Consider the following 13668-nt stretch of genomic DNA (forward strand, 5'->3'; position numbering starts at 1 on the left):
ATGCCGATGGAGCCCCTGCCCGACCTCGCCGACCTGTCGCTCGCCGACATTGCCCGCCTTACCGCCGAAAAGCGCCTGCCGCCGGTCGATAAATGGAATCCCGACCATTGCGGCGACAGCGAGATGCGGATCGCGCGCGACGGCACCTGGTTCCATCAGGGGTCGCCGATCGGGCGCGAAGCGATGGTGCGGCTCTTTTCCACCATATTGCGGCGTGAGGGCGACGGCTCCTATGTACTGGTCACCCCGGTCGAGAAGCTGAGCATCGCGGTCGAGGATGCCCCCTTCGTTGCGGTCGAACTCAAGAGCGAGGGCGAAGGCGCCAGCCGCAACCTCGCCTTCCGGCTCAATACCGGCGAACTGGTGCCGGCCGGCCCCGACCATGCACTGACCCTGCGCGAGAAGGAGGATGGCCCCCATCCCTATCTCCATGTCCGTGCCGGGCTCGACGCGCTGATCGTGCGCAGCGTCTATTATGAACTGATGAACCTGGCCCTGGATGAAGAAGGCGAGCGGGTCGGTTTGTGGAGCGAAGGCCGCTTCTTTCCGTTGGACGGCGCGGCATGACGCTGGCCGAGCGGCTGCGCGCCGCACTGATCGACGGGCATAGCCGCGATATCCAGTTGCTTCCGTCCGAAACCCGCGATCCGCGCATCGTCGGCGACATGGCGCTGGCCCCCGCCGCCGTGCTGGTCGCGATCACCGATCGGGCCAATCCCGGCCTGATCCTGACCCAGCGTTCCGAGACGCTGCGCAAGCATGCCGGCCAGATCGCCTTCCCCGGCGGCCGGGTCGACCCCGGCGATGCCGATGAGATTGCGGGTGCCCTGCGCGAGGCACGGGAGGAGATCGCCCTGCCCTCCGACCGGGTCGACATCATCGGCACCTCGGATCGGTATCATACCTTCACCGGCTTCGACATCGTGCCGGTGCTCGGCGTCATCCCGCCCGACCTGCCGCTGCGCGCCCAGCCGGGCGAAGTGGCCGACTGGTTCGAACTGCCGCTTGACTATGCGCTCGATCCGGCCAATCGGGTGCGCCGCAGCCTGATGTTCGAAGGCATCGAGCGGCAATATTATGAAATCGACTGGCAGGGCCGCCGCATCTGGGGCGTGACCGCTGCCATCCTCGCCAATCTTTCCCGCAGGCTCGGCCATGACCCGCATTCTTCCTGACGCCCCGTGGCGCCACCGCTCCGGCCTTTCCGGCCTTCTCGCTGCACTCGACGCCGACCAGGGCCGTGCCCGCTATGTCGGTGGCGCGGTGCGCGACGGGCTGCTTGGCCTACCGGTCAATGATCTCGACATCGCCACCAGCCTGATGCCGCAGGATGTGGTCGATCGGCTGAAGGCGGCCGGGATCAAGGCGGTACCGACCGGGATCGAGCATGGCACGATCACCGCCGTGCTGCCCGACGGGCCGGTCGAGATCACCACGCTGCGCCGCGACGTCAGCACCGATGGCCGCCGCGCCACCATCGCCTATACCGACGACTGGCAGCAGGATGCCGCCCGGCGCGATTTCACCTTCAACGCCCTCTATGCCGATCCCCTAACCGGCGCGATCAGCGACTATTTCGGCGGCGTGGCCGATCTCGACGCCCGGCACCTGCGCTTCATCGGCGATGCCAGCGCCCGGATCGCCGAGGATCATCTGCGCATCCTGCGCTATTTCCGCTTCCTGGCCCGCTATGGCGACAACGAAGTTGACGCATCGGCCTATGATGCCTGCGTCGCCGCGGCCAACAGCCTGATGGCCCTGTCGCGCGAGCGGATCGCCGACGAACTGCTCAAATTGCTGGTGGTACGCGATCCCGTGCCGGCGCTGCGCATGATGGTGGACGGCGGGATCTGGCTGCCGGTGCTGCCCGAAATCACGCACGAAGGCATCGACCGGCTGGCGAAGCTGATTGCGCGGGAGAATGAGGCGAGCATGGCACCATCGGCGCTGCGCCGATTGGCCGCGCTGGTGCCGGCCGACGCGGCGCTGGCGGACCAGATCGGCGCGCGGCTCAAGCTCTCCAACAAGGCGCGCAAGCGGCTGATCACCGCGCTCGAAACCGCCTCCGCACCCGAAGGCCCGCGCGCGCTGGCGCACCGGGTCGGCGTGGAAGGCGCGATCGACCGCATCCTGCTCGACCCCGCCGCGTGCCTGTCGGCACTGGTCCCGCTCGACGGCTGGACTCCGCCCAGCCTGCCAATCGGCGGCGGCGCGCTGATCGCGCGCGGCCTTCAGCCCGGCCCGGACGTCGCCCGTGCCTTGCAGGAAGTGCAGAAATCATGGGTGGCGGAGGATTTCCCCGACGCCGACCGGGTCGGCGAAATCGCCGATCAGATCGTCTCGAAATTCCAGCGCACGCGCCAATAGTCGAAGGCATCGGCTTCGCTCATCGGGCGGGCGAAATAATAGCCCTGCCCCTGCCAGCAGCCCATCTTCTGCAGCATGTCGGCCAGTTCCTGGGTTTCGATACCCTCGGCCGTGACCCGCAGGTTGAGCGATTCCGCCAGTGACAATATGGTGCGGACGATCACAGCTTTATCATGATCTTCCAGCATGTTGGACACGAAACTTCGATCAATTTTGAGGATATCGATCGGCAGGCTGTGCAGGCTCGCCAGGTTGGAGAAGCCGGTGCCGAAATCGTCCATCGCGATCGGCATCTGCAGATCCTTGAGCGCGAACAGCAATTTGCGCGCCTTGTCCGGATCGGCGATGATCGCGCTTTCGGTCAGTTCGGCGGTCAGGCGATGGCCGCCAATGCCGGAATAGCGCAGCGCTTCCTCGAACATCGATGCGACATCGTCGCGCGCCATCTGGATTGGCGACAGGTTGACGTTGACGCCGACCGGCAGGGCCTGGCCGAATTTCGCGTCCCAGCGGCTCAGCGCCTGCGCCGCTTCATAGGCGGCCCAACGACCGAGCGGGGTGATGAGACCGCTCTCTTCCGCGACCGGCACGAACTCCACCGGCGAGACATGGCCCAGTTCCGGGTCATCCCAACGCGCCAGCGCCTCGAAACCGGTAATTTCGCCGGTCTGGAGATGGATCAGCGGCTGATAGGCCAGGGTCAGCCCGCCATGGGCGAGCGCATCACGCAGCCGGCTCTCGATCGAGAAGCGGCGCTGCGCTTCCTTGAGCACGCCATTGCGATAAATCTCGACCTTTCCGGTGCGCTTGGCGATCTTGACCGCCGCCTGCGCCTTGCGGACGACATCATCCGGGTTGTCCTCCAGATGCGTCGACAGGGCGCAGCCGATCGCGCAATCGACGCGGATCTGCAGGTCGGACAGGCGGATCGGCGAACTCAGTGCCTCCCTGATTCTCTGAACGATCTGAAGAGAGTCTGACAAACCATTGTTCAAACGCGCAAAAATGGCAAAGTCATTGCCACCAATGCGGGCCAGCACATCGCCCTGACGCAGGCAAGATTTGAGCCGCTTTGCGACCGTGATCAGCAGTTCGTCACCAGCCATTGGGCCAAGCGATTCATTCACCCGGCTGAAGCGGCTGAGGTCGATCGCGATGATGCCGAACTGCGCATTGTCCGGCCAGCTGCCATTCGCGAGCCGATCATCGATTTCCTCACCAAAGCCGGTGCGGTTGGGCAGCGCGGTCAGGCCGTCGGAGAGCAACTCGCGCCGCAAATTCTTCTCCATCGTCCGCTCGCTGGTGCGATCGATCGCGGTGAAGAGAAATTGTTCGGTGCGCGCGCCGGTGGCCCGCAGCCGTCCGAGCGTGCAGAGAAAATATTCAGGGCCAAGCTTGCCATCGCGGCGGATTTCGAAACTTTCCGAATCGCGATCCGACTGGGCGAAACCAGTGACGCGCGCGCGCCATTCGGCCGATGCCTGGGCCGTTGCGGCCGTACGTTCGCGATGTTCCCGGAACGCCTTGAGGAATGGCTCATTCGCCTCGACAATGTTTATAGCATTGTTTTCACACGATAAAATCGCCGCAGCCTGCGACAGGGCGGTGAGCCATTCGCTCGCTCCGATCATGTGCGGCAGATGCGTGTCATCACCCCCGGGCAAGGGGAGGCCACTGGTCTGTTCAGGGGGCCAGCTACGCACCGACATGGCTTTCATGCCTCTGCCTTATCCGCCAAGGGTAAATATTCGGGAAACGAACATCTGCTGATGGTGCTGAATTTGCGTCAGAACTTGTTGTCGCGCGGGAAGCCTGTCGGTGGCATGCGACCGGCGGCGCCGCGGGCTACCCGCCATGGCGTCATGTCCGCCTCGGTCCGGGTCCGGCCCGTCTCGCCGCCCATAGCCCAGCTGATCCCGTCGTTCAGGCGGAAGGCGATCGCGTCGGACAGGCCGCCGTCGCGATAGCGCTGCATCTGCACCCCCTGCCCGCGCGCCATCTTGGGCATTTCGATGATCGAATAGACCAGCAGCTTCCGGTTCTCGCCGATGACGGCAATGCTGTCCGCCTCCGGATCGACCGCATGCACCACGGCAAGCTTGGCGCCCGTGCGGACATTGACCACCTGCTTGCCCTTGCGCGTTTCGGCCAGGATATCGGCCACATCCGCCAGGAAGCCGCGTCCGTCGGACGAAGCCAGCAGCAATTGCCCACCAGTCCTCGCCGGCATCAGCGCGACGATGCCGCCCTGATCGTCCATGTCGACCATCATCCGCACCGGATCGCCAAAGCCGCGCCCGCCCGGCAGCTTGTCCGCCCCCAGCGTGTAGATGCGGCCGCTCGACGTCGCCATCAGCAGCTTGTCGGTGGTATAGGCGTGGAAGGCGAATTGCGGGCCATCGCCTTCCTTGAACTTCAGCGTATCGGCCGCAGCCAGGTCACGATGCCCGCTCATCGCGCGGATCCAGCCGCGTTCGGACAGGATCACCGTCACCGGCTCGCGCTCGATCATCGCCTCCAGCGGGATCTCGCGCGCCGGCCCGGCTTCCTCGACCAGCGTGCGGCGCCGGCCGATCACGGTATCGGGGCCATAGCGCTTGCGCAGGTCGGCAATGTCGCGCTTCAGCCGGGTGCGCTGCCGGGCCGGGCTCTCGACCAGCTTTTCCAGCTCCGCCTGTTCCTTGACCAGCTCGGCATGCTCGCGCCGCAGCTCCATTTCCTCCAGCTTGCGCAAGCTGCGCAGCCGCATGTTGAGGATCGCCTCGGCCTGACGGTCGGTCAGGCTGAACTCGGCCATCATCACATCCTTGGGCTCATCCTCGGTGCGGATGATCTCGATCACCCGGTCGAGGTTGAGATAGGCAATGATATAGCCGTCGAGCAGTTCCAGCCGCGCGGCGATCTTCTCCAGCCGGTGCTGTGCCCGGCGGACCAGCACCTCGATCTGGTGCTTGAGCCATTCGACCAGCACCGCGCGCAGCCCCAGCACGCGCGGCGTATGGCTGGCGTCGAGCACGTTGAGGTTGAGCGGAAAGCGATTTTCCAGGTCGGTCAGCCGGAACAGGCTGTCCTTGAGTATATCGACCGGGACATTGCGGCTCTTGGGGACGATGACGATGCGGATCGCCTCATCGCTCTCGTCGCGCACATCCTCCAGGATCGGCAGCTTCTTGTCGTTGATCAGCGCGGCAATCTGCTCGATCAGCTTCGACTTCTGCACCTGATAGGGGATTTCGGAAATCACCAGCTGCCAGGTGCCGCCGGCCAGCTTCTCGATCCCTTCCGCTTCCCAGCTGCCATCCTCGTTGCGGCCGGTGGAGAAGCGGGCACGGGTGCGGAAGGAACCGCGCCCGGTGCGATAGGCTTCGGAAATGATCGCCTGATTATCGACCAGCACGCCGCCGGTCGGAAAGTCTGGTCCCTTGACGATCTCCATCAGCGCGGCGTCGTCCGCCTCCGGGCTGTCGATCAACAGGGTGGCGGCATCCAGCAGTTCGCCGACATTGTGCGGCGGGATGCTGGTCGCCATGCCGACCGCGATGCCGCTCGCGCCATTGGCCAGCAGATTGGGGAAGAGGCCGGGGAAAACCTCCGGCTCCTCATCTTCGCCATTATAGGTCGGGCGGAAATCGACCGTGCCCTCGTCCAGGCCCGCCATCAAGTCGGCTGCCGCCTGGGTCAGCCGCGCCTCTGTATAGCGCATCGCCGCCGCATTATCGCCGTCGATATTGCCGAAATTGCCCTGGCCATCGACCAGCGGCGTGCGCAGCGAGAAATCCTGCGCCAGGCGCACCATTGCGTCATAGACCGACGCGTCGCCATGCGGGTGATATTTACCGATGACGTCGCCGACGACGCGGGCGCATTTCTTGTAGCTGGTGGTGTTGCGCGCCGGATTGGCGACCAGCACGTCCGGGTTCGCGCCGCCCGGCTCCATCCGCAACAGCCGCATTGCCCAGAGCAGGCGCCGATGCACCGGCTTCAGCCCATCGCGCAGGTCCGGCAGCGAACGCGCGGTGATGGTGGAGAGCGCATAGACCAGATAGCGCTGCGAGAGCGCCGCGTCGAAAGGATGGTCCTTGATAGCGTCGAACGGGTCGCGAAAATCGGTCATCGGGAGTGGCTTAGCAGGACGGAACGTGAACGGAAACGAGAATTATGCACCCCCAAGGCTGGGCGCCGCGATCAAAAATTTCGATATTTGTCGAGCGGGAGGCCATGCTTCTCGACATAGGCGTTCCAACTTTCCATCGCGTCCCTATTGGCTCCCATCCAGCGATGGCGGACTTCCTCCACGAAACCGGGCTCGGACCGTAGACTGAGATCCATCCCCAGTTCTTCGGCAGCAGCAATCAGGTTCCGCTCTCGCGCGGCTTCGACCCGCGCCCGGCTTGCCGCGAACTCATCGTTATCCATTGGCCGATCACCTTTTGCAGGACGATGTCATGCCATGGATTAACGCGGCAAGAAACGCGCGTCCGGATCGGCGGCGATGGCGGTGGCAAACTCCGCGCCGATCCAGTCGCGGAAGGCCTTGATCTTGGGCGTGTTGCGGGCATGGGGCGGATAGACCAGCCAGTAGCTGGCGATTTCGCGGACATAGGAGGGCACCGCCTCCACCAGTTGCCCCGCTTCCACCTCCGCCCTCCAGAGGAAATGGTTGAGGATGGCCACCCCCTGCCCGGCGATCGCGGCGCGCCCCTCCATCACCTGGCTGTCGAGCGCGATGCCGGGCGGGCCATCGGCCGGGTCGGCCTCCACGCCCATCGCCGCGAACCATTCATGCCACCACATGTCGTCGGGCGACAGGCGCGGCAAGGCGTGGAGCGCCTGCGCATCGGCGATTGGCCCGTGCCGGTCGCGCCAGGCCGGGCTGCACATCGGCACCAGCCGGTTATGGGTCAGCAGCTTCGCCTCCAGCCCCGGCCACTCGCCCTTGCCGCCGCGCACCGCCAGATCGATGCCGTCGCGCGCCAGATCGACCACTGCGTCATCCGCCATGATCCGCACGGCGAGGTTCGGGTGGCGCATCTGGAAGGCGCCGATGCGCGGCGCCAGCCAGAGATGCGCGAAACTGTTGGTGCAGCTTATGCTCAGCACCGCCGAATGATCCTGGGTCAGTGCGGCAAAACCCTGCCGCATCTGGTCGAAGGCGCGGGTCAGGATCGGCGCGATCTCGCGGCCCTTCTCGGTCAGCGCCACCTTGCGCCCGGTCCGTTGAAACAGGCTGATGCCCAGCCGCTCCTCCAACAATTTCACCTGATAGCTGACCGCCGCCTGGGTCATCCCAAGTTCCTGCGCGGCGGCCGTGAAATTCTCCAGCCGCGCGGCGGCCTCGAACACGCGAATGGCGGACAGGGGCGGCAGCGGCGACATGCGCCATTCGATAAGCCAGGCTTATCTATGCTGTCCATGCTTTTGTTGGCGCCAAGGGTGCTGTTCGGGCAGAGACAGCGGTGCCGACGGCCCTCCGCGCCCGGCGATGATCATGGACGGAAGGAACAGTGATGCGCGATCAATATGACGCCCGGCTGTGGAACGACAGCCATGAAGAAATCAGCAAGAGTGCCGACCATTTCCTGCATCGCGTGATGCAGGCATTTCGGGTGCTTCACCGCATCGAATGGAGCGCGCCCTGGGCCGATGAACGCCAATGCAAGCGCCCCTGCCAATCGTGAAAATCCCGGCAAGGGGCAAAACAGGGGTTGCGGTTTCCGGTACAGGCGCCACCTTTAGGCCGTGCCCGAAACCGCTCTTCCCCCTCTGCCCGATCTTCCCGCTCCCCCGCCCGCGCTGCTGACCGGCGCCGCCCTGTTCCTCGATTTCGACGGGACATTGGCGCCGATTGCGGACACGCCCGACGGGGTGCATGTCGATGATGATCTGCTTGCCCTGCTGGCGGCGCTACGACGCAAGCTGGACGGACGCCTCGCCATCGTCAGCGGCCGGTCGATCGCCACGCTGCGCGATTTCGGCTTTCAGGATTTCCTGCTTGCCGGCACCCACGGCCTTGAATTTGCCGCGCCCGGCGCAGCGCCGGATGCGCCGCCCCGCCTGCCCGCCATAGACGCGGTCGAACGGGCCTTTCATATCTTTGCCGACACCCGTCCCGGCGTGCTGGTCGAACGCAAGTCGATCAGCGTTGGCCTCCATTTCCGTGGCGCCCCCGATTGTGGCGAGGCCGCCGGCCTGCTTGCCCATCAACTTGCAGAGGAACATGGCCTGGCCGTGCAGGCCGGCAAGATGCTGTTCGAACTGCGCCCCGGCGGCGCCGACAAGGGTAGCGCCGTCACCCGCCTGATGCAGCAGGCGCCGATGGCCGGCGGCACGCCGATCTTCATCGGCGACGATGTCACGGACGAGGAAGGTTTCGCCGCCGCCGCGCAATTGGGCGGCCATGGCATATTGGTCGGGCCCGCGCGGCACACGCACGCGGCCTTCGGCTTGGAACAGGTTGCCGCCGTCAGGCATTATCTGGCGCAGGGGGTCGCCGCGATCATCTGACCGGCGGCCACCATTCGCATGAACGAAGGGGGCCGAACATCATCGATACCAGCGACCATATCCTGGCCGGAAACGAGCGTGATCTCGACCTCTGGCCGATCGGAAACTGCCAGGCATCCGCCCTGATCGACCGCGCCGGGCGCATGGTCTGGGCCTGCGTGCCGCGGGTCGACGGCGACCCCGTCTTTTCCGCCCTGCTCGACAACAAGCATTGGGACAGCAAGGAAGCCCGCGGCTTCTGGGCAATCGAGCTGGAAAATTGCGTCGCGGTCGAACAGCATTATATCCGCAACACGCCGATCCTGGTCACCCGCCAGAGCGACGGCCAAGGCAATGCGATCGAGATTTTCGATTTCTGCCCGCGCCACAAGCATAAGGGCCGCATGTATCGCCCGGTCGCCTTCGCCCGCATCGTGCGCCCCGCCGCCGGCAGCCCGCGCATCCGCGTTCGCCTGCGCCCCACGACCAGTTGGGGCAAGGAAAATGTCCCGGTCACCTACGGCTCCAACCATATCCGCATGGTCCTGTCCTACATGGCAATGCGGATATCGACCAACGCGCCGATTGGACTGATCGCGCAGGAAAGCTGGTTCCGGCTGGAATCGGACATGCATTTCTTCATGGGGCCGGACGAGGGATTTTCCGACGCGCTGCGCCCGGCGATCGAGCGGATGCTGGACGACACCATCCTCGAATGGCAGCTCTGGGTGCGCGGCCTCGCCATCCCGCCCGAATGGCAGGAGGCGGTGATCCGCTCCGCCATCACGCTCAAGCTCTGCCAACATGAGGAAACCGGCGCGATCGTCGCCGCGCTCACCACCTCCATCCCCGAACATGCCGACAGTGGCCGCAACTGGGACTATCGCTACTGCTGGGTGCGCGACGCCTATTATACGGTCGAGGCGCTGAACCGGCTCGGCGCCCTCGACGTGCTGGAAACATACCTCGTCTATCTGCGCAACATCGTCGACGGCGCCAAGGGCGGCCATATCCAACCGCTCTACGACGTGCGCGGCAATGCCACGCTGCATGAATGGGAGGCCGCACACCTGCCCGGCTATCGCGGCATGGGTCCGGTGCGGGTCGGCAATGCCGCCTATGAACAGATCCAGCATGACGCCTATGGCCAGATCGTCCTGTCCTCGGTCCAGGGCTTCATCGACCGGCGCCTGCTGCGCATGGCCGGCCATGCCGATTTCGAGGCGCTGGAGGCGGTAGGCGAACGCGCCTGGCAGGTTTATGACCAGCCGGACGCCGGCCTGTGGGAATTGCGCACCCGCGCCCATGTTCACAGCTACAGCGCGGTGATGTGCTGGGCTGCCTGCGATCGGCTGGCGCATGCCGCCACCGCGCTCGACCTGCCGCTGCGCGCCGCCCATTGGGAAAACCGCGCCGAAACCATGCGCGCCCGCATCATCGAATCCGCCTGGCGCGCCGACAGCAAGGCGATCTCCGCCAATTTCGAGGATGACGCGCGCGACGCGTCGCTGCTGCAACTGCTCGACCTGCGCTTCCTGACCGCCGACGATCCGATGTTCACCGGCACGCTCGAAGCACTGGAAAAGGATCTGCGCCGCGGCAACGACATGCTGCGCTACAGCGCGCCGGACGATTTCGGCGAACCGGTGACCGCCTTCAATGTCTGCACCTTCTGGCTGATCGAGGCGCTGCACCGCACCGGCCGGACCGAGGAGGCACGCGAACTGTTCGAGGAGATGCTGTCCCGCCGCACCGCCGCCGGCCTGCTGTCCGAAGATATCGATCCCCATAATGGGGAACTCTGGGGAAATTACCCGCAAACCTATTCGTTGGTCGGCATCATCAACTGCGCCGTCTTGCTGAGCAAACCGTGGAGCGTGATGCGATGAGCCGTCTGATAGTCATTTCCAACCGGGTCAGTCGCCCCAATGGCGCCGCCAATCAGGGTGGGCTGGCCGTGGCGCTGGCCCAGGCACTGCGCGAAAGCCGGGGCATTTGGGTTGGCTGGTCGGGTGGCACGACCGACAATTTCACCGGCCATATCGGCTTTGCCGACGATGACGGGGTGAAGACCGCGACGATCGACCTGGAAGAACAGGACGTCGACGAATATTATAATGGCTATGCCAACAAGACGCTGTGGCCGCTCTTCCATTACCGCATCGACCTGGCCGAATATGCCCGCGATTTCGAGGGCGGATACAACCGCGTCAACCAGCGCTTCGCCGACACCGCCAGCCCGCTGATCGAACCGGAAGACATTATCTGGGTGCAGGATTATCACATGATCCCGCTGGGCCAGATGCTTCGCGACCGGGGGCATCAGAACCGGATGGGCTTCTTCCTGCACATTCCCTGGCCGCCCACCCGCCTGCTGGTATCCCTGCCCCACCATACCAAGCTGGTCAGCACCCTCTTCGCCTATGACGTGATCGGCTTCCATACCGAGGAATGGCTGGAATCCTTCCGCCATTATGTCGAGCGCGAGATGGGCGGCACCGTGGATGGCGATTTCGTCACCGTCGGCGGTCGCACCATCCAGGCCGTCGCCTGCCCGATCGGCATCAATGCCGAGGAGTTCAAGCAGGCCGCCGCCAGCGACGCGGCGGTGGAAATGCACCGCCAGGTCCGCGCCTCGCTGCAGGATCGCTCGCTGATCGTCGGCGTCGACCGGCTCGACTATAGCAAGGGTCTGGAAGAACGGTTCAACGGCTATGCCCGCTTCCTGAAGGATCATGCCGAACATCATCGCCGCGTCGTGCTGGCGCAGATCGCCCCGCCATCGCGCGGCGAGGTGGAAAGCTATCAGCAGATCCGCGCCACGCTGGATTCGCTCGCCGGCCGCATCAACGGCGAATATAGCGATGTCGACTGGACCCCGATCCGATACGTCAACCAGGGCTATCCGCGCGACAAGCTGGCCGGCATCTATCGCTCCGCCCGGATCGGCCTGGTGACGCCGCTGCGCGACGGCATGAACCTGGTCGCCAAGGAATATGTCGCGGCCCAGAACCCGGACGATCCCGGCGTCCTGATCCTGTCCCGCTTCGCCGGCGCGGCGATGCAGCTCAAGGACGCGCTGCTCATCAACCCCTATAGCCCCGAAGAGATGTCCGACGCGATCGACCGGGCGCTGGCCATGCCGCTCGACGAGCGCAAGCGGCGCTGGCGGGCGATGATGGACAGCGTCGAGCAGCAGGATATCAGCTGGTGGCGCAGCGCCTTCACCGATCGGCTGGCGGCCACCCGCCAGGAAGAGCCGGAGGCCGAGCCGGAACCGGCTACCGAATGATTGAGATCAGGCACCGGTCCCGCTAGGCCGGTGCCATGCATAGCGAAGATGATGACGAACCGCGCGGCCTGTGGGCCGCCATCAGTGCCAAATCCGGCGTGATCATTGGCAGCGTCGGCCTGATCGCCTGGCAACGTGCTGTAGCGCGTCCCCTGCGGATTTCCCCTTGCGCCTCGTTGAACCAGCAGCAGACATGATGCCGCTCCGGCTTCGGGAGCGCCAAATGGGGGATGTCCATGCTCGATCGCCGTTCCTTCCTCGGCAGCGCCGCTGCCGCCTCGCTCGCCGCGCCGATCGGGGCGGAAGCGCTGACCAGCGTGCCGCTGCCGGCCGCCGATCTCCATGCGAAGAATGAAGACGCCTATTGGGCGGCGCTGCGCAAACAGTTCCTGATCCCGGCCGATGTCGTGAACCTCAATGTCGGCACCGTCGGCTCCTCGCCGCGCCCGGTATTGAAGGCGATCTTCGACGGGTTCGAGACGACCGAGCAGATGACGCAGCAAGGGTCGGAGGATTATCCGATCTGGGGCTATGGCGCCTGGGACCAGTATCGCAAGCCCTTTGCCGACTTCATGGGCGCCAAGGTCGAGCAGATGGCGATCCTGCGCAACTGTACCGAGGCGAACAGCTATATCGCCAATGGCTTCGACATGAAGCCGGGCGACGAGGTGCTGATCAGCGACGAGGAACATGGATCGGGCGAAATGCCCTGGATGCTGCGGTCGCGCCGCTATGGCGTGGTGGTCAAGAAATTCGCCATGCCGAAGCCGCCGAAAAACGCGGCCGAAATCCTCGACCGCATCAACGACGCGATCACGCCGAAGACGCGGATCATCTTCGTCAGCCATATCAGCACCTCGACCGGCGTGGTGCTGCCGGCGAAGGAGATTGCCGCGCTCGCCCGGTCGAAGGGGATCATCTCCGCCTTCGACGGCGCCCATGCGCCGGGCATGATGAAGGTCGACCTCAACGATATCGGCTGCGACCTCTATACCGGGTCGATGCACAAATGGCTGTTCGCGACCAAGGGCACCGGCTTCCTCTATCTGCGCGACAAGAGCGTGATGGACCGGGTCTGGAACACGATCGCGACCGGCGGTTATGACGACCCGACGCGGATGGCGGATCGCTATATGCAGATCGGCTCCTCCTGCATCCCGACCTTGATGGGCCTCAACGCCGCGATCAGCTTCGCCAACAGCATCGGCATGGAGCGGATCGAGGCGCGCAACCGCATGCTCGCCGACTATATCCATGCCGAAATGGTGAAGCGCGGCGCGGAGGACTGGACCTCGCCCGATCCGGCGCTGCGCTGCGCGATCGCGACCGTCAACGTGCCGCCGGTGCAGCGGATGGAATTGCAGGACTGGCTCTGGAAAAATCACAAGGTGCGCATTCGCGGCGGCAACCCCAGCAAGCTGCGCCTCGCCACCCCCTATTTCCTGAGCAGGGCGGACATCGACCGCTTCCTTGGCCTGTTCGACGAATATCGGAAGATGAAGGGGGCATAGCCGCCACAATTGCAC

General features: G+C 64.9%; 13 protein-coding genes. 9 read left to right on the top strand and 4 right to left on the bottom strand.

From position 1 onward, the window contains the following. The 3 genes from AC0KVN_RS04885 to AC0KVN_RS04895 are packed head-to-tail and all read left to right on the top strand — an operon-like array spanning position 1 to position 2367. A complete protein-coding gene (locus tag AC0KVN_RS04885) occupies positions 1 to 567 on the top strand; it encodes a DUF1285 domain-containing protein (RefSeq protein WP_435567450.1) in 567 nt (188 codons plus the stop codon). After that, positions 564 to 1175 (top strand): CoA pyrophosphatase, encoded by a 612-nt coding sequence (locus AC0KVN_RS04890; protein WP_125985883.1) that lies wholly within the window; start codon positions 564 to 566, stop codon positions 1173 to 1175. Before AC0KVN_RS04885 ends, AC0KVN_RS04890 begins: the two co-directional genes overlap by 4 nt. Continuing rightward, positions 1156 to 2367 (top strand): CCA tRNA nucleotidyltransferase, encoded by a 1212-nt coding sequence (locus AC0KVN_RS04895; RefSeq protein WP_435567449.1) that lies wholly within the window; start codon positions 1156 to 1158, stop codon positions 2365 to 2367. Before AC0KVN_RS04890 ends, AC0KVN_RS04895 begins: the two co-directional genes overlap by 20 nt. Here the strand turns inward: AC0KVN_RS04895 and AC0KVN_RS04900 are convergent. The 4 genes from AC0KVN_RS04900 to AC0KVN_RS04915 form a co-directional block, all read right to left on the bottom strand. After that, the gene (locus tag AC0KVN_RS04900) at positions 2331 to 4085 is read right to left on the bottom strand and encodes a putative bifunctional diguanylate cyclase/phosphodiesterase (protein WP_483655968.1); all 1755 of its coding nucleotides are present in this window, start codon (positions 4083 to 4085) and stop codon (positions 2331 to 2333) included. The two genes, AC0KVN_RS04895 and AC0KVN_RS04900, sit on opposite strands and share 37 nt — an antisense overlap. A gap of 68 nt (positions 4086 to 4153) precedes the next feature. Further along, positions 4154 to 6481, bottom strand: a complete 2328-nt coding sequence (parC, locus tag AC0KVN_RS04905) for a DNA topoisomerase IV subunit A (RefSeq protein ID WP_435568321.1) — start codon at positions 6479 to 6481, stop codon at positions 4154 to 4156. Positions 6482 to 6552: 71 nt separating this feature from the next. Next, positions 6553 to 6783 (bottom strand): type II toxin-antitoxin system CcdA family antitoxin, encoded by a 231-nt coding sequence (locus tag AC0KVN_RS04910; protein WP_037506592.1) that lies wholly within the window; start codon positions 6781 to 6783, stop codon positions 6553 to 6555. Between the two features lie 39 nt (positions 6784 to 6822). After that, complete coding sequence (locus AC0KVN_RS04915; RefSeq protein ID WP_435568322.1) at positions 6823 to 7743, bottom strand: LysR substrate-binding domain-containing protein; 921 nt, start codon at positions 7741 to 7743, stop codon at positions 6823 to 6825. Positions 7744 to 7874: 131 nt separating this feature from the next. On the opposite strand from AC0KVN_RS04915, the gene AC0KVN_RS04920 reads away from it, so the two are divergent. The 6 genes from AC0KVN_RS04920 (at position 7875) to AC0KVN_RS04945 (ending at position 13653) form a co-directional block, all read left to right on the top strand. Continuing rightward, entirely contained in the window at positions 7875 to 8045 is a 171-nt protein-coding gene (locus AC0KVN_RS04920) for a hypothetical protein (RefSeq protein ID WP_004207346.1), read from the top strand. A gap of 61 nt (positions 8046 to 8106) precedes the next feature. Next, positions 8107 to 8871, top strand: a complete 765-nt coding sequence (gene otsB, locus AC0KVN_RS04925) for a trehalose-phosphatase (RefSeq protein ID WP_435568323.1) — start codon at positions 8107 to 8109, stop codon at positions 8869 to 8871. Positions 8872 to 8969: 98 nt separating this feature from the next. After that, positions 8970 to 10739, top strand: a complete 1770-nt coding sequence (locus AC0KVN_RS04930) for a glycoside hydrolase family 15 protein (protein WP_257211540.1) — start codon at positions 8970 to 8972, stop codon at positions 10737 to 10739. Next, the gene (otsA, locus tag AC0KVN_RS04935) at positions 10736 to 12142 is read left to right on the top strand and encodes an alpha,alpha-trehalose-phosphate synthase (UDP-forming) (protein WP_004207349.1); all 1407 of its coding nucleotides are present in this window, start codon (positions 10736 to 10738) and stop codon (positions 12140 to 12142) included. Before AC0KVN_RS04930 ends, otsA begins: the two co-directional genes overlap by 4 nt. Positions 12143 to 12177: 35 nt before the next feature. Then, a complete protein-coding gene (locus AC0KVN_RS04940; protein ID WP_435568324.1) occupies positions 12178 to 12339 on the top strand; it encodes a hypothetical protein in 162 nt (53 codons plus the stop codon). Positions 12340 to 12378: 39 nt separating this feature from the next. Further along, entirely contained in the window at positions 12379 to 13653 is a 1275-nt protein-coding gene (locus AC0KVN_RS04945) for an aminotransferase class V-fold PLP-dependent enzyme (protein ID WP_435568325.1), read from the top strand. The last annotated feature ends 15 nt before the right edge of the window (positions 13654 to 13668 follow it).

This window comes from Sphingobium sp. SG1, from assembly GCF_057063145.1.

Bases quoted from the DNA above. Each gene is read 5' to 3' on its own strand.
- AC0KVN_RS04890 (WP_125985883.1), top strand. From the start codon at position 564: ATGACGCTGGCCGAGCGGCTGCGCGCCGCACTGATCGACGGGCATAGC.
- AC0KVN_RS04940 (WP_435568324.1), top strand. From the start codon at position 12,178: ATGCATAGCGAAGATGATGACGAACCGCGCGGCCTGTGGGCCGCCATC.
- AC0KVN_RS04900 (WP_483655968.1), bottom strand. From the start codon at position 4,085: ATGAAAGCCATGTCGGTGCGTAGCTGGCCCCCTGAACAGACCAGTGGC.
- AC0KVN_RS04945 (WP_435568325.1), top strand. From the start codon at position 12,379: ATGCTCGATCGCCGTTCCTTCCTCGGCAGCGCCGCTGCCGCCTCGCTC.
- otsA (WP_004207349.1), top strand. From the start codon at position 10,736: ATGAGCCGTCTGATAGTCATTTCCAACCGGGTCAGTCGCCCCAATGGC.
- AC0KVN_RS04885 (WP_435567450.1), top strand. From the start codon at position 1: ATGCCGATGGAGCCCCTGCCCGACCTCGCCGACCTGTCGCTCGCCGAC.
- AC0KVN_RS04915 (WP_435568322.1), bottom strand. From the start codon at position 7,743: ATGTCGCCGCTGCCGCCCCTGTCCGCCATTCGCGTGTTCGAGGCCGCC.
- AC0KVN_RS04920 (WP_004207346.1), top strand. From the start codon at position 7,875: ATGCGCGATCAATATGACGCCCGGCTGTGGAACGACAGCCATGAAGAA.
- parC (WP_435568321.1), bottom strand. From the start codon at position 6,481: ATGACCGATTTTCGCGACCCGTTCGACGCTATCAAGGACCATCCTTTC.
- AC0KVN_RS04895 (WP_435567449.1), top strand. From the start codon at position 1,156: ATGACCCGCATTCTTCCTGACGCCCCGTGGCGCCACCGCTCCGGCCTT.
- AC0KVN_RS04910 (WP_037506592.1), bottom strand. From the start codon at position 6,783: ATGGATAACGATGAGTTCGCGGCAAGCCGGGCGCGGGTCGAAGCCGCG.